The organism is Rhizobium sp. SRDI969 (genome assembly GCF_025152725.1).
GTDB lineage: Bacteria > Pseudomonadota > Alphaproteobacteria > Rhizobiales > Rhizobiaceae > Rhizobium > Rhizobium leguminosarum_I.
The window spans coordinates 2,115,546-2,130,559 of the sequence record NZ_CP104035.1 but is presented as its reverse complement, the minus strand read 5'-3'; the positions used below and the strand labels follow the sequence as shown (position 1 = coordinate 2,130,559).

Here is a 15,014-nt window from a genome sequence, read left to right as displayed (position 1 = left end):
GGAGTGTCCGTGATGAGCCTGGACGAAAGCGAACAGAAGATCGACGTGCGCGAAGGCATCGTGCATTCCAGCATTCCGGCCGATGAACTGGCGCGGCTGAGCGACGACGTCATCAGCGCGCTGAAGACCGTCTACGATCCGGAAATTCCAGCCGACATCTTCGAGCTGGGTCTGATCTACAAGATCGACATCGAAGACGACCGGATGGTGAAGATCATGATGACGCTGACCGCACCCGGGTGCCCGGTTGCCGGCGAGATGCCCGGCTGGGTCGAAAATGCCGTCGGCGCCGTCGAAGGCGTGTCCGGCGTCGAGGTAGCCATGACCTTCGATCCGCCGTGGACGCCGGATCGTATGTCCGAAGAGGCGCAGGTCGCCGTCGGCTGGTACTGAGAGGATCGGTATTGATCCGTTTACCTTGGACGACTACATTTGAATCACGATGCACCGGATCTTGACCCCGGTTGCGGAAGGAGAATGAGCCGATGGGCTTTGCAATCATGAGCATGACGGACGGTGCCGCGGCCCGCGTCAAGGCGATCGTCGAGAACTCAGGATCGGATGCCAAAGGCATTCGCGTCGGCATCAAGAAGGGCGGCTGCGCCGGGATGGAATATACCATTGACCTGGTGACTGAGCCCAATGCCAAGGACGATTTGATCGAGCGCGACGGCGCCAAAGTCTGGGTTGAGCCGTCGGCAGCCCTTTATCTGCTCGGCACCGAAATGGGTTTCGAGACGACGACGCTGCGCTCCGGCTTTACCTTCACCAATCCGAACCAGACCTCGGCCTGCGGCTGCGGTGAATCCGTCGAACTGAAGCCTGCCGATCTGGCGGCCCTTGCCGCCCAGCGCCAGGGCGAGCCGGCGCATTCCTGACAACTTCAGAGCTGCGGAATATTCTCCGCCAGCAACTCTCCGATGAAATCGGGCGTGTTCAGTCGCGCTTGATGCTCATCAGCATTTCCCACATGTCGGCGCCGGTTTCGAAGACAACCGCGTTTGCCCTATAGCTCTGTTCGGCTTCAATCAGATCAGCCAGTTCGGTGGCCGGATCGACATTTGACGCGGTCGGGTTGATGACGGCCTGGACGCCGGCTTGCACAACGGAGGTGAGGCTGGTGTTCAGCCTGGCATAGCCCGGCGTGCTGCTGTTGGCGATGTTGTTGGCAATTGCGCCGACACGCGTCGTCTGTGCTCGCATCCCCGAAAGAGCAGTGCTCGTAATTCCCAACATGCTCATCAGCCGTTTCCCCAGAACTGGATGAAATTTTTTTACATGCAAGGGCTTAGGGAATGCTGAAGGCGTTGCGTTAGCAAAGACCCATAGCTGAGCGCGTCTTGCCATCCATCTGTTCCGGATTGGCACGGAAGGATATCGGAGGGACGCAGAGCCATGGACAGCGTCGCTATCGCGTCGCCACCCAGTCGTGCCAATCGTTTTCGTTGCCGTTGAACACGTTGAGGTCGATCTTGCCGTCAACGCCTTCGGAAAGGCCGGAGCCGGAATACTGCCAGAACAGCCACTTGCGGCCGGGGTACACATTGGAGGGATGAGCGGCCACCGAGCGCAGCCAGAAGGGATAGTCGAGCATTTGGCCCTTCAAATTATCGCGGTAGAAGTCCGGCGCCGTGTAGATGATTGGGCGTTGGCCGTAATGGCGTTCCAGCTTGTCCATGAAAACCTGCATCTTTTCCCGGACGCGGGCGGGGGAAATGCGCCGCTTGCAGCTCGATTCGCCGTTCCATTCGACGTCGATAACAGGCGGAAGGGCATTTGCTTCCCTGGGCACGTTGCGGATGAACCAGTCGGCCTGTTCGCCGGCGGTCCGGCACCAATAAAAGAAATGATAGGCGCCGTGTTTCAGGCCGGCTTCCTTGGCCCGGCGCCAGTTCTTCTTGAACATCGGATCAAGATGGTCGCCGCCGTCCGTGGCCTTGATGTAGACGAAATTGGCGCCTTGCCTGCGCAGCGTCTCCCAGTCGATCTCGCCCTGCCAGCGCGACACGTCGACGCCGTGCACGGCAAGCTTTCGCGGCGAGGTGGAGCCGAAGTTGATGGGCTTGGCATCACGGAAGCGGTGGCCGTAAATCTGCCCGCGTGTCGGCGATCTCGCGGCGACATCGGGCATTGCATCGCCCGCGGGATTGGCCGGCATCAGCAGGGCGACCGGCTTCTCCGTCGGCAGCGGCATCCCGACCGGCCTGTCTGCGGGCACGAGCGCCTGCGGCTCGGGAACTTGTCCTGCCCAGCTCAACGCCTGCTGTGGCGGGCTTGCCTGCGGCGCAGGATCACCAACAGCGGCGGCAGGGATCGGGCCGCTCGGCTGCGCGATGGCATTGGTCGTTTCCGGCGATGGCACGTTGCCCAGCACATCTTCGGCGCCAGAACTGGCAGCGCATCCCGACAGGAGCAGGGCGGCGAGGAGGATTGCTGGCACTGCCGAGGGACGCATGAGAACCTGCACGCAAAACAAGGGACCAGCGGTGATCCATGTTGATGGAAGCCGCCTTTCTGAATTGCTAACAGAGACTTGCTAAGAAAGGTTAAATTTGATCCTTCTGCCCCAGAAGCGGCAAGCCCCTCCCAACTCGTGGGAAGGGCTTGCCGAATGGCTGCTACTCCGCCGCCTCGGCGTAGCTTTCCACCGGCGGGCAGGTGCAGATCAGGTTGCGGTCGCCATAGACGTTGTCGACGCGGTTGACCGGCGACCAGTATTTGTCGACGCGGAAGGCGCCGGGCGGGAAGCAGGCCTGATCGCGGCTGTAAGGACGATCCCATTCGCCGACGAGATCTTCCACCGTGTGCGGGGCGTTCTTCAGCGGGTTGTTCACCTTGTCCATGCGGCCATCCTCGATGGCGCGGGCTTCCTCGCGGATCGCCAGCATCGCCTCGCAGAAACGGTCGAGTTCGGCCTTGGTCTCGCTTTCCGTCGGCTCGATCATCAGCGTGCCGGCGACCGGCCAGCTCATGGTTGGCGCGTGAAAGCCGCAGTCGATCAGGCGCTTGGCGACGTCGTCGACCGTGACGCCCGCGCTGTCGACCAGTGGGCGGGTGTCGATGATGCATTCATGCGCGACGCGGCCGGTCTCCGATTTGTAGAGCACGTCATAGGCGCCCTTCAACCGGGCGGCGATATAGTTGGCGTTGAGGATCGCCACCTTGGTTGCCTGCGTCAGGCCTTCGCCGCCCATCATCAGGCAATAGCTCCAGGAGATCGGCAGGATCGAGGCCGAGCCGAAGGCGGCGGCTGAAACCGCACCCGAACGCCCGTCGGTTTCGGGATGGCCGGGCAGATAGGGTGCCAGATGCGCCTTGACGCCGATCGGGCCCATGCCGGGTCCGCCGCCGCCATGCGGAATGCAAAAGGTCTTGTGCAGGTTGAGATGCGAAACGTCGGAGCCGATGTCACCGGGGCGGGACAGGCCGACCATGGCATTCATGTTGGCGCCGTCAAGATAGACCTGGCCGCCATGCTCATGCACGAGATCGCAGATCTCCTTGACGGTCTCCTCGAAGACGCCATGCGTCGAAGGGTAGGTGATCATGCAGCAGGCGAGGTTCTCGGCGTGCTGCTCCGCCTTGGCGCGGAAATCGTCAAGATCGATATCGCCGTTTTCGCGCACCTTGACGACGACCACCTTCATGCCGGCCATCTGGGCCGAGGCCGGGTTGGTGCCGTGTGCCGAGGTCGGGATCAGGCAGACGTCGCGATGGCTATCGCCATTGGCGATATGATAGTTGCGGATGGTCAGCAGGCCGGCATATTCGCCCTGCGCGCCGGAATTCGGCTGCATGGAGAAGGCGTCGTAGCCGGTGACGGCGCAGAGCTTTTCGATCAGGTCGTCGATCATCTCGCGGTAGCCGAGTGCCTGATCAGCCGGCACGAAGGGATGGATGTCGGAAAATTCCGGCCAGGTGATCGGCAGCATTTCCGCCGTCGCGTTGAGTTTCATCGTGCAGGAGCCGAGCGGGATCATCGAGCGGTCGAGCGCCAAGTCGCGATCGGAAAGCCGGCGGATATAACGCGTCATCTCGCTTTCGGCGCGGTTCATGTGGAAGATCGGATGGGCGAGGTAATCGCTGGTTCTGAGCAGGCCCTTCGGCAGGCGATAGGAGGGCTCGAAATCGGCAATGGTGAAATTGCCGCCGAAGGCGCGCCAGACGGCTTCGAGCGTCGCCGGCCGGGTGCGTTCGTCGAGGCTCATGCCGATTTTCGTTTCGCCGACCTTGCGCAGATTGACGCCTTCGGCGACGGCGGCACGCATGATCAGACCCTGCATGTGGCCGACGTCGACGGTGATGGTGTCGAAGAAGGTGTCGGGTTCGACCTTGTAACCGAGCTTTTCCAGCCCCTTGGCCATCAGCACGGCCTTCTGGTGCACCTGCTGGGCGATCGCCTTGATGCCCTTCGGGCCGTGGAAGACGGCATACATCGAGGCCATGACGGCAAGCAGCACCTGGGCGGTGCAGATGTTCGACGTCGCCTTCTCGCGGCGGATATGCTGTTCGCGGGTCTGCAGCGACAGGCGATAGGCGCGATTGCCGCGGGCATCGACGGAAACGCCGACGAGGCGGCCGGGCATGGAGCGCTTGATGGTATCCTTGACCGACATATAGGCTGCATGCGGGCCGCCGTAGCCAACCGTGACACCGAAGCGCTGCGAGGAGCCGACGGCGATATCGGCACCCATTTCGCCGGGCGATTTCAGCAGCGTCAGCGCCAGGATATCAGCGGCGACCACGGCAATGGCGCCGGTCTGGTGCAGGCGCGAGATCAGGCCAGTGAAATCATGCACGTGACCGTGCGTGCCGGGATACTGGAAGATCGCGCCGAAGACGTCGACGGGATCGAGATCGGTGAAGGGATTGCCGACGATGACGCTCCAGCCGAGCGGCTCGGCGCGGGTGCGGATGAGGGAGATGGTCTGCGGATGGCAGTCTGCATCGACGAAGAAGGCCTTCGCTTTCGACTTGGCGACGCGCTCGGCGATCGCCATGCCTTCGGCGGCGGCGGTTGCCTCGTCGAGCAGCGAGGCGTTGGCGACGTCGAGGCCGGTCAGGTCGCAGATCATCGTCTGGTAGTTCAACAGCGCTTCCAGGCGGCCCTGGCTGATCTCCGGCTGATAAGGCGTATAGGCGGTGTACCAGGCGGGGTTTTCCAGGATGTTGCGCTGGATGACCGGCGGCGTGATGGTGCCGTAGTAACCCTGGCCGATCAGCGAGACCAGCACCTTGTTCTTGTTGGCGGTCTCGCGCAGCTTGTCGAGCGCCTCGCGCTCGGTCATCGGCGCGCCCCAGACGAGCGGCTCCTTCTGGCGGATCGAGGGCGGCAACGTCGCGTCGATCAGGCCGTCGAGGCTGTTATAGCCGATCACCTTCAGCATGTCGGTCATCTCGGCCGGCGAGGGGCCGATATGACGGCGATTGGCGAAATCGTAGGGCTGATAGTCGGTGAACTGGAATTCTGTCGGCGTCGTCATTACGCAGTGAGCTCCTTGTAGGCCGCCTCGTCGAGCAGGCCATCGGCGTCGGCAGCATTTGCAAGCTTCAGCTTGAAAAACCAGCCGGCGCCCTGAGGATCGGAATTGACCAGCGACGGATCTGCAACGATGGCCGGATTGACCTCGGTGATCTCGCCATCAAGCGGACAATAGACGTCGGAAGCAGCCTTGACGGATTCAACGGTTGCGGCATTGCCGTTCTTGGAGAAGGTCGCGCCGACTTCCGGCAACTCGACGAAAACCAGGTCGCCGAGTTGATCGACGGCATAGTTGGTGATGCCGACCGTCGCAACGCCGCCTTCGATCTTCAGCCATTCGTGTTCTTCGGTAAATTTCAGCATTGTTCGTCCTCTCTGGAAAAGGTTTAGCGTTTGTAGGTCGGTGTGACGAAGGGCAGGGCGCTGACGGTGATCGGCAGATATTTGCCGCGCACCTCGGCGTAGACGAGCGTGCCTGGCGCAGCGTGGGAGACCGGCACGTATCCCATGGCGACGGGGCCTTCGACGCTGGGACCGAAGCCGCCCGAAGTGACTTCGCCGATTTCGACCTTGCCCTCAGCATCGGCATAGAGCTTGGCATGGCCGCGCACCGGCGCCTTGCCTTCCGGCTTCAGGCCGACGCGGCGGCGCGCGGCGCCGTTTTCGAGTTCGGACAGGATGCGGCCGGAGCCCGGGAAGCCGCCGGCGCGCGCACCGTTGCCGCGCCTTGCCTTCTGCATGGCCCATTCCAGCGCTGCCTCGACCGGCGAGGTGGTCGTATCGATGTCGTTGCCATAGAGGCAGAGACCGGCTTCGAGGCGCAGCGAATCGCGGGCGCCGAGGCCGATCGGCTGGACATCGGGATGTTCGAGCAACCGCATGGTGACATCTTCGGCCTTGTCTGATGGAATCGAGATCTCGAAGCCGTCCTCGCCGCTATAGCCGGAGCGCGAGACCAGACAGGAAACATCGTGCAGGCGGCAGTGGCGCACGTCCATGAATTTCATTGCCGCGACATCGGCCCAGAGTTCGGCAAGAACCTCGACCGCGCGTGGTCCCTGAAGCGCGATCAACGCGCGGTCGAGGACGGTGACATCACACTGGTCGCCGATATGGGCCTTGAGATGGGCTACATCAGCTTCCTTGCAGGCGGCATTGACGACGACGAAAAGGTGGTCGTCGAGATGGGTGATCATCAGGTCGTCGAGAATGCAGCCGGTATCGTCGGTGAAGAAGCCGTAGCGCTGGCGGCCTTCGGCAAGGCCAAGGATATCGACCGGCACCAGGCTTTCGAGCGCTAGCGCCGCATCTTCGTAGCTGCCCGATTTCGCCTTCACGATGACCTGGCCCATATGGGAGACATCGAAGAGACCGGCTTCGGCGCGGGTGTGAAGATGTTCCTTCATCACGCCGGCGGGATATTGCACCGGCATGTCATAGCCCGCGAACGGCACCATGCGGGCGCCAAGCGAAAGATGCAGGGCATGCAGCGGGGTTTTCTTCAGGGCAGCAGTATCGTCCAAAAGACGCCTCCGGGGTTTGCGCCTTCCCCAGAAGGCGCGGGCTCAAATCTGAAGGCGCGGTTGCGCACTTCTCTCCTGAGCCCCCTCTGTCCCTGTGCCTGAGATTGTTATCCCTTCGGCGAGCGTTTCGAGAACGCTTCTCTCCAGAGTTCCGTCTGCCCCTTGCTGGTCCTTTTGCCTGAGAGTTTCCGGGGCGGTTGCTCCTTCGGCACCGGCAAAAAACGCACCGGCTTCTCCCAACAAGGTTGGCGCAATTATCCGGTGGGTGCAGCACTTGGCAAGACCAAATGTCGTGACCGGGCAAATTTTTGTCGTCTTATTCCCAGCAAGCGTTGATCTCAGGCAAATCTGCTTTTGCATTCCGTGCTAAAACCGGCTATCGCGGCCTTCTGTTGAAGGGGATCTCATGCGGCAGACCGGACTGAAAGCGACGCTCTTCCTGCGCATGCTTTGCGCATTGAGCCTGCTTTTGCTCGGCCTTGCCCATCAGGCGCCGCAGGCTGTCGCTGCCGAAGGCTACGATGCCGCGGCCTATGTGCTGCCCGACGGCACCTTCGCCTCGCTCTGCGTCACCGTCAAGGATGCCGACGGCAAGACCATTGCCTTCAAGCCGAATTGCGAAGCCTGCCGGCTGTCGGTCTCCACCATCCTGCCGACGCCGGATGCGGACTCTTGGCTCGAGCGCGAACTCGCTGCGCTGATCAACGCGCCGATCGAAACATCGGCCGTTTCAGGCGCAAGCGCCGTCTGGCGGCCGAATTCGCGCGCGCCTCCCATTCTCGTCTGATCTTCCTCCACCGCCTATGATTCAGCATGCCGGTCCGCCCGAGAAAATACCGCGGCCGGCGAGGAGATATCCGATGAAGACCATCAAGACTTTTGGCAAGACCTTCGGCAAAACGCTAGGGCTTGCCGCCCTTCTTTCCGCAACCGCCATTGCCGGCGCCGAGGCCCATGTGAGCTTCCTCGACAAGCAAGCGACGCAGGACAGCACCATTCTCGCCACGCTGCAGGTGCCGCACGGCTGCGACGGCAAGGCGACCACGGAAGTGCGGGTCAAGCTGCCGGAAGGCTTCGTCTTCGCCAAACCGCAACCGAAAGCCGGCTGGGAGCTCGAGGTGATCAAGGGCGACTATCAGAAGACCTACGACAATCACGGCGACAGGGTGAACAAGGGCGCGATCGAAGTGCGCTGGAAGAACGGCAATCTCGCCGACGATTTCTACGACACTTTCGTCATCCAGGGGAAAGTATCAGGCGTCGAGGCCGGCACCTCGCTCGCCTTTCCGGTGACACAGATGTGCGGCGATATGGTCACGGCCTGGGACCAGGTGGCAAAAGAAGGCGGCGATGCGCATGGGCTGAAAAGCCCGGCACCGCTTTTGAAGGTCATGGCCGGCGAAGACCACGGTCACGACCATGAGGATATGGCCGGCATGGACATGTCCGGTATGAACATGAGCGGGACGGCGGGCATGGGCGCTGCTACACCGGTTGTCGAAACGGTCAAGGCCGGCGATCTCGAAATCTCCGGCGGGTTCGCCAAGGCAATGCTGCCCGGCCAGCCGGTCGGCGGCGGCTTTTTCACAGTGAAAAACAACGGCAAGACGGACGATCGCTTGCTGTCCGTGACGTCGCCTGTATCAGGCGAGGTTCAGATCCACGAGATGGAGACCAAGGATAACGTCATGCGGATGCGCCAGCTGAAGGACGGTGTCGCCATCGCCGCGGGCGAGACGATCAAGCTTGAGCCCGGCACCCTGCATCTGATGTTCCAGAAGGTGAAGACGCCGTTCAAGCAGGGCGACACGGTGCCTGTGACGCTGACCTTCGAAAAGGCCGGCAAAGTCGATCTGGTCCTGCAGGTGCTCTCCGCCCAGGGCAAGTGAGAGGCCATTCAAAGTGCTACAGCGTCCTTTGCGCGTCTGAAAAGACGCGCGGCGCTGTCGTTAAATCAGAAAAGCCCGCGACTGTAACCGCAGTCGCGGGCTGTCGTTTGGAAGGCGATCGCCTCAGAAGTCTTCGTAGGATCGCAGCGCCTGTTTCAGGCCGGCCTGCGGCTGGCGGTTGCCCTTGGCCATCAGGTCGAGTGCCACTTCGGTCGACTGGATGATGCTGGAGGGCTCGTCTATTTCCTCAGTGCCTTCGGGCTTCAACTGCCGGTCGGCAACGCGCCGTGCGTCGCGCGCCGCAGTGCTCGTCGCGACACGCTGCGGGATTCGCAGCGACTCGAAAGCAATGGCGGCGGTATTGGCCGATACGGACAGGAGCTGGGTCATGCCAGTCACCGTATCGGCGTGATCTTGGTGCCTTCATAAGAAAATCATTGGCATTTTACAAAATGGTAAGAATTCATATGAGCTCGATTGGAATCACTTTCACAACGCGGTAAATCCGGCTCATGATCCAGGCTCTCCTTGTCGCCTTCGGCGGCGCTATCGGTTCCGTTCTCAGGTATTATGTCGGCCGGTGGGCGCTGAAACTGATGGGGCCCGCATTCCCCTGGGGCACGCTTACCGTCAATGTCGTCGGCTGCTTCGTCATCGGCGTCTTCGCAGAACTGATCGCGCGGAAATTCAACGCCTCGGTGGAATTGCGCCTCCTGCTGATCACCGGCTTCCTTGGCGGCTTCACTACCTTCTCGGCCTTCTCGCTGGACGCCATCTCGCTGTTCGAGCGCGGCGAGACCGTCGCCGGCGGTATTTATATTGCTGCGAGCGTCGGATTTTCAATGGCGGCCGTCATAGCCGGGCTCGCCACCATGCGCGCTTTGGCCTGATTTCGATTCCGGTTTCCGTTTTGCGTGAAAATGCTCTAAAGGCTGCGGCAAGAACGCCGGCTCGGCCTGCGCTGCAATTTCCGAAAGATTTCTTATGGCTGGCATAGAACATATCAAGATTGAACCTGACGAAGCGGGCATGCGGCTCGATCGCTGGTTCAAGGTGCACTTTCCGGGGCTCGGCTTCGGTCCGCTGCAGAAGCTATTGCGCTCCGGCCAGGTGCGCGTCGACGGCGGACGTGTCAAATCGGATGCGCGCGTGCAGCCCGGCCAGACGGTGCGCGTGCCGCCGCTCGACGTCGATGCGAAGCTGAAATCCGGACCGATCGCCGGCAAGGATCTCAAGCATTCGACGGATTTCGAGCTGCTGTCGCGCATGGTGCTGCATGAGGACGAAAAGGTAATCGTGCTCAACAAGCCTCCTGGTCTTGCGGTGCAGGGCGGCTCGGGTGTGGCCAGGCATATCGACCAGATGCTCGAAGCCTGGACCAGCCCGAAGGGCGAGAAGCCGCGGCTCGTTCACCGTCTCGACCGCGACACATCGGGTGTTCTCGTCATCGCCCGCACACGCGGCGCAGCACAGAAACTGACAGCCGCCTTCCGCGAGCGCGATACCAAGAAGACCTACTGGGCGCTGGTCAAGGGTGTGCCGCGCAAACACGAGGACAAGATCTCGACCTGGCTTGTCAAGGAGCCGACGATCGACGGCGACCGCATGCGGATCGCCAAACACGGCGAGGACGGAGCAGATCACGCCGTTTCCTTCTATCGCGTGCTCGAAACCGCCGCCCAGAACCTCGCCTGGTTGGAGATGGAACCCTATACCGGCCGTACCCATCAGCTGCGTGTGCACGCGCTGCATATCGGCCATCCGATCATCGGCGACCCGAAATATTTCGACGACGATCCGAATTGGGATTTTCCAGGCGGCGTCCAGAAGAAGCTGCATCTGCACGCACGTCGCATCGACATCCCGCACCCCTCCGGCGGGCGCCTGCGCGTCACCGCGCCGCTGCCGTCGCATATGGTGCAGACCTGGAACCTTCTCGGCCTCGACCTCGCCGGTGCCGAAAGGGACGCCGAATGAAACTGGCGCTTTTTGATTGCGACGGCACACTGGTCGATAGCGCCGGTCTGATCCACGAAACCATGCGCAGGACCTTCGACAAGTTCGGCAAGCCGGAACCGCGCTTTGAAGACACCAAGGCCATTATCGGCCTGTCCCTCGATATCGCGATTGCCCGCATGCTGGGCAGGCCACATGTTGAGCAGGAAGACGTCGACATGACGGCGCATTACAAATCGCTGTTCTCGATCGTGCGTCAGGATATCGATTACAAAGAGCCGCTGTTTCCCGGCATCGGCGAGATGATCGATGCGATCATCGGGCGCGACGACCTGCTGATCGGCGCGGTCACGGGTAAATCCCGCCGCGGGCTCAATCTCGTGATGGAGACGCATGGTTTCGACAAGCATTTCATCGTCGCACGCACCGCCGACGATTGCCCCTCCAAACCGCATCCGGCCATGGTGACGGAATGCTGCGATGAAACCGGCATGAATGCTGCCGACACCATTGTCATCGGCGATGCGGTTTACGATATGCAGATGGCAAAGGCTGCCGGCGCCAAGGCGATCGGCGTTGCCTGGGGCTATGCCAGCGTGGATGAGCTGATCGCCAACGGCGCTGATGCGATCGCCTACCATCCGAACGAGATATTGCGTCATTTTTCCTGAGGTGAGCCCATGCGCGATTTGCTGAACGACCTTTCCGAAGGCCTGAGCCATCCCGATCCCATCCGCCGCGCGCAGATCCAGATGAAGAAGCCGCTGCCGAAGCGTTTCTATACCGATGTCGCCGTTGCCGAGCACGAGGGCGGTTTTGCGATTACGCTCGACGGCAAGATGGTGCGCACACCGGCGCGGCAGGTTCTCGCCGTGCCGACCGAGGCGCTGGCGCGGCTTGTCGCTGCCGAATGGCAGGCGCAGGGCGAGGAGATCAATCCTATGAGCATGCCGGTGACGCGGCTCGTCAACACCGCACTCGACGGCGTTGCCGCCAATGCGCAGGCGATCTTCGAAGATATTCTGCGCTTTTCCGCCAGCGACCTCATCTGCTACCGCGCCGAGGAGCCGGAACTGCTGGTCGAGCGCCAAGCCGAGCGCTGGGATCCGGTGATCGACTGGGCGGCGAATGATCTCGGCGCCCGGTTCATCCTCGTCGAAGGGGTGATGCCGCATGAGCAGCCGCGCGAGGCGACGGCCGCCTTCGCCGTCACACTCGCGAGATATGATAACCCGATGGCACTTGCCGCGCTCCACACAGTCACCACGCTGACCGGCTCGGCGATCCTGGCGCTCGCCTTGGCCGAGGGCCGGGTGACGGTGGAGGAGGCCTGGTCGCTGGCCCATCTCGACGAAGACTGGACGATCGAGCATTGGGGCAGCGACGAGGAAGCCGAGCAGCGGCGTGCCAAGCGCTTTGCCGAGTTCAAAGCCGCAGCGGATGTTTTTTTCGCCCTAAGCGCCTGAAACATATTGCCTTCCAATGCATTATGACGAAGTCTGCGACTCCAACGGGGTGGTGCGGGATTTTGCAATGAATTGGCTGAGGTCGTGTTTTTGCCGGGCGACACTCATCTGTGTCGCGCTCACGGCCTGCGGCAGCCTCTCGGCCACCAAGCCGGCGGCGCCGGTCTATGATGTGCGCAGCGCCGTCGTTCTCTCCGGCCCTAACATGCCGGCCGAGCTGCTTTCCGGCGTCAACGATCGCGTCAACGCGGCGATCAACGCTACCGTGCGCGACACCGTGCTGCCGCGGGTGGTGCTGACGATCCGCGTGGTTTCCGTCCAGAAGGGCCTCGGCTTCCAGAAGGACCGCAACGTCGCCAAGATCAGCATCGATGCGGCCTCGGTCGAAGACGGCTCGGTCATCGCCGTCAGTGCCTTCGACGTGACCAGCATCGCCGCCGATCCCAAGCTTGCCGACGAGATTCTGGCCGATGACGTCGCGGCAAGGATACGCTCGGTTTTCTCACTCAGCGGGCGCGGCGCTAAATAATTGGAGCATGATGTTGCCCGAAAACCGCTCACACTCTTCGGCATCTTGCTCTAGCGCATAATCTAACCGCCGGATTGCCGCCCGCAGCGGCGAGGGAGATCGCATGAAGGAAATTCTCGAGGAACTGGAACGGCGCCGGGGCATTGCCCGCCTCGGCGGCGGCGAGGCGCGTATCGACGCCCAGCATAAGCGCGGCAAGCTGACGGCGCGCGAGCGCATCGACCTCTTCCTCGACGAAGGCTCGTTTGAGGAGTTCGACATGTTCGTCGAACACCGCTCCACCGATTTCGGCATGGATAAGAGCCGTATTGCCGGCGACGGCGTCGTCACCGGCTGGGGCACGGTCAACGGCCGAACGGTGTTCGTCTTTGCCAAGGACTTCACCGTGTTCGGCGGCTCGCTATCGGAAGCGCATGCCGAGAAGATCATGAAGGTGCAGGACATGGCGCTGAAGAACCGCGCGCCGATCGTGGGTATTTATGATGCGGGCGGCGCCCGTATCCAAGAGGGCGTGGCGGCTCTCGGCGGTTATGCGGAGGTATTCCAGCGCAATGTGCTCGCCTCCGGCGTCGTACCGCAGATCTCGGTGATCATGGGTCCCTGCGCCGGCGGCGATGTCTATTCGCCTGCCATGACCGATTTCATCTTCATGGTGCGGGACACCTCCTACATGTTCGTTACCGGTCCCGATGTGGTGAAAACCGTCACCAACGAGACGGTGACGGCGGAAGAACTCGGGGGCGCTATCGTGCATACGGTTCGCTCGTCGATTGCCGACGGCGCCTACGACAATGATGTCGAAACCTTGCTGCAGGTGCGCCGGCTGATCGATTTCCTGCCGCTTTCGAATACCGCGCCGCTGCCCGAGATCGAATGCTATCAGTCGGTGACGGAGGTCGACATGTCGCTCGATACGCTGGTGCCGGCGAGCTCCAACAAGCCTTACGACATCAAGGAACTGATCCGGAAGGTGGCGGACGAGGGGGATTTCTTCGAGATCCAGGCGAGCTTTGCCAAAAACATTGTCTGCGGCTTCGGCCGCGTCGAAGGCTCCACCGTCGGTGTCGTCGCCAACCAGCCGATGGTGCTGGCCGGCGTTCTCGACAGCGACGCCTCGCGCAAGGCGGCCCGGTTCGTGCGCTTCTGCGATTGCTTCAACATTCCGATCGTCACCTTCGTCGACGTGCCGGGCTTCCTGCCAGGGACGGCGCAGGAATATGGCGGCCTCATCAAGCACGGCGCCAAGCTGCTCTTTGCCTATGCCGAGGCGACGGTGCCGAAGCTCACCGTCATCACCCGCAAGGCCTTCGGCGGCGCCTATGACGTGATGGCGTCAAAGCATCTTCGCGGCGACCTCAACTATGCCTGGCCGACGGCGCAGATCGCCGTGATGGGCGCCAGGGGTGCTGTCGAGATCATCTTCCGCAAGGATATCGCCGATCCCGAAAAGATCGCCGCGCATACGAAAATGTATGAGGACCGGTTCCTCTCGCCCTTCGTCGCCGCCGAGCGCGGTTATGTCGATGAGGTGATCATGCCGCACTCGACCCGCCGGCGGCTGGCGCGCGGTCTAAAGATGCTGCGCAACAAGGATCTCGCCAATCCGTGGAAGAAACACGACAACATTCCGCTTTGACGGCTGGCCGACGAATAAAACTGTCCGCTCAGGTGTTTAGCTGTCGAAAAAGTGAACGGCCGTCAGCGATCCGTGTGTTCAATCCCTGCGGAGGACAGGCTAACGCTCGACTCTCATTGTTTTAAAGGAGAGGTTTAATGTCAACTTTCGAGCGTCTTTCTGCCTATCGCCCCTATGGGCTGGCCGCTCTCAGAATCATCACCGCGCTGCTGTTCATCGAACACGGCACGATGAAGCTTTTCGCTTTCCCGGCTGCGCAGATGGCCGGCCCGTTGCCGCCGCTGATGCTTTTCGCCGCCCTTCTTGAGCTGATCGGCGGTATCCTCATTCTCGTCGGCCTGCTGACGCGGCCTGTCGCCTTCCTGCTGGCCGGCGAAATGGCGGTCGCCTATTTCATGGCGCATGCCCCGAACAGCTTCTTCCCGGCCGTCAACCAGGGCGACGCCGCGATCCTGTTCTGCTTCGTTTTCCTCTACCTGTTCTTCTCCGGTCCCGGCGCTTTTGCCGTCGATAACCGCAAAGCAGCCTGAACG

The 15,014-nt window shown here is 61.8% G+C and carries 17 protein-coding genes and 1 riboswitch; of the genes, 11 read left to right on the top strand and 6 right to left on the bottom strand.

Going from position 1 to position 15,014, the window contains the following annotated elements:
• Window positions 1–12 precede the first annotated feature (12 nt).
• Entirely contained in the window at window positions 13–393 is a 381-nt protein-coding gene (locus N2A41_RS10780) for an SUF system Fe-S cluster assembly protein (protein ID WP_003559708.1), read from the top strand.
• A gap of 92 nt (window positions 394–485) precedes the next feature.
• Complete coding sequence (sufA, locus tag N2A41_RS10775; RefSeq protein ID WP_017964450.1) at window positions 486–878, top strand: Fe-S cluster assembly scaffold SufA; 393 nt, start codon at window positions 486–488, stop codon at window positions 876–878.
• A gap of 58 nt (window positions 879–936) precedes the next feature.
• On the opposite strand, the gene N2A41_RS10770 is transcribed toward sufA, so the two are convergent.
• The 5 genes from N2A41_RS10770 to gcvT form a co-directional block, all read right to left on the bottom strand.
• Entirely contained in the window at window positions 937–1,242 is a 306-nt protein-coding gene (locus tag N2A41_RS10770) for a flagellar basal body rod protein FlgC (protein ID WP_260111129.1), read from the bottom strand.
• A gap of 166 nt (window positions 1,243–1,408) precedes the next feature.
• On the bottom strand, window positions 1,409–2,455 hold the full coding sequence (locus N2A41_RS10765) for a glycoside hydrolase family 25 protein (protein WP_260110913.1): 1,047 nt from the start codon (window positions 2,453–2,455) through the stop codon (window positions 1,409–1,411).
• A 163-nt stretch (window positions 2,456–2,618) separates the two neighbouring features.
• Window positions 2,619–5,483: an aminomethyl-transferring glycine dehydrogenase gene (gene gcvP, locus N2A41_RS10760; protein ID WP_260110912.1), complete on the bottom strand. Its 2,865-nt coding sequence runs from the start codon at window positions 5,481–5,483 to the stop codon at window positions 2,619–2,621.
• Entirely contained in the window at window positions 5,483–5,845 is a 363-nt protein-coding gene (gene gcvH / locus N2A41_RS10755; protein WP_017964444.1) for a glycine cleavage system protein GcvH, read from the bottom strand. The genes gcvP and gcvH overlap by 1 nt, the downstream gene beginning before the upstream one ends.
• A gap of 23 nt (window positions 5,846–5,868) precedes the next feature.
• Window positions 5,869–7,005: a glycine cleavage system aminomethyltransferase GcvT gene (gcvT, locus tag N2A41_RS10750; protein ID WP_162117087.1), complete on the bottom strand. Its 1,137-nt coding sequence runs from the start codon at window positions 7,003–7,005 to the stop codon at window positions 5,869–5,871.
• Window positions 7,006–7,161: 156 nt separating this feature from the next.
• Window positions 7,162–7,254, bottom strand: a riboswitch (glycine riboswitch).
• Between the two features lie 157 nt (window positions 7,255–7,411).
• Between gcvT and N2A41_RS10745 the strand changes: the two genes are divergently transcribed.
• Together N2A41_RS10745 and N2A41_RS10740 are read left to right on the top strand one after the other, a co-directional pair.
• Window positions 7,412–7,792, top strand: coding sequence for a hypothetical protein (locus N2A41_RS10745; protein ID WP_222385096.1), 381 nt, complete (start codon window positions 7,412–7,414; stop codon window positions 7,790–7,792).
• Window positions 7,793–7,865: 73 nt separating this feature from the next.
• On the top strand, window positions 7,866–8,894 hold the full coding sequence (locus N2A41_RS10740) for a DUF1775 domain-containing protein (protein WP_260110911.1): 1,029 nt from the start codon (window positions 7,866–7,868) through the stop codon (window positions 8,892–8,894).
• A gap of 123 nt (window positions 8,895–9,017) precedes the next feature.
• On the opposite strand, the gene N2A41_RS10735 is transcribed toward N2A41_RS10740, so the two are convergent.
• The gene (locus N2A41_RS10735; RefSeq protein WP_222385094.1) at window positions 9,018–9,284 is read right to left on the bottom strand and encodes a hypothetical protein; all 267 of its coding nucleotides are present in this window, start codon (window positions 9,282–9,284) and stop codon (window positions 9,018–9,020) included.
• Window positions 9,285–9,406: 122 nt separating this feature from the next.
• Between N2A41_RS10735 and crcB the strand changes: the two genes are divergently transcribed.
• The 7 genes from crcB (at window position 9,407) to N2A41_RS10700 (ending at window position 15,011) form a co-directional block, all read left to right on the top strand.
• A complete protein-coding gene (gene crcB, locus N2A41_RS10730) occupies window positions 9,407–9,784 on the top strand; it encodes a fluoride efflux transporter CrcB (RefSeq protein WP_170278152.1) in 378 nt (125 codons plus the stop codon).
• Window positions 9,785–9,878: 94 nt separating this feature from the next.
• Window positions 9,879–10,871: an RluA family pseudouridine synthase gene (locus N2A41_RS10725; RefSeq protein WP_017964438.1), complete on the top strand. Its 993-nt coding sequence runs from the start codon at window positions 9,879–9,881 to the stop codon at window positions 10,869–10,871.
• On the top strand, window positions 10,868–11,521 hold the full coding sequence (locus N2A41_RS10720) for an HAD-IA family hydrolase (protein WP_260110910.1): 654 nt from the start codon (window positions 10,868–10,870) through the stop codon (window positions 11,519–11,521). Before N2A41_RS10725 ends, N2A41_RS10720 begins: the two co-directional genes overlap by 4 nt.
• 9 nt (window positions 11,522–11,530) lie before the next feature.
• Window positions 11,531–12,316 carry an ATP12 family chaperone protein gene (locus N2A41_RS10715; protein ID WP_260110909.1) on the top strand — a complete coding sequence of 262 codons (786 nt, stop codon included), beginning with the start codon at window positions 11,531–11,533 and terminating at the stop codon, window positions 12,314–12,316.
• Between the two features lie 67 nt (window positions 12,317–12,383).
• On the top strand, window positions 12,384–12,845 hold the full coding sequence (locus N2A41_RS10710; protein WP_260110908.1) for a hypothetical protein: 462 nt from the start codon (window positions 12,384–12,386) through the stop codon (window positions 12,843–12,845).
• A 103-nt stretch (window positions 12,846–12,948) separates the two neighbouring features.
• Window positions 12,949–14,481: an acyl-CoA carboxylase subunit beta gene (locus N2A41_RS10705; protein ID WP_260110907.1), complete on the top strand. Its 1,533-nt coding sequence runs from the start codon at window positions 12,949–12,951 to the stop codon at window positions 14,479–14,481.
• 137 nt (window positions 14,482–14,618) lie between these two features.
• Entirely contained in the window at window positions 14,619–15,011 is a 393-nt protein-coding gene (locus tag N2A41_RS10700) for a DoxX family protein (RefSeq protein ID WP_003559672.1), read from the top strand.
• Window positions 15,012–15,014 lie beyond the last annotated feature (3 nt).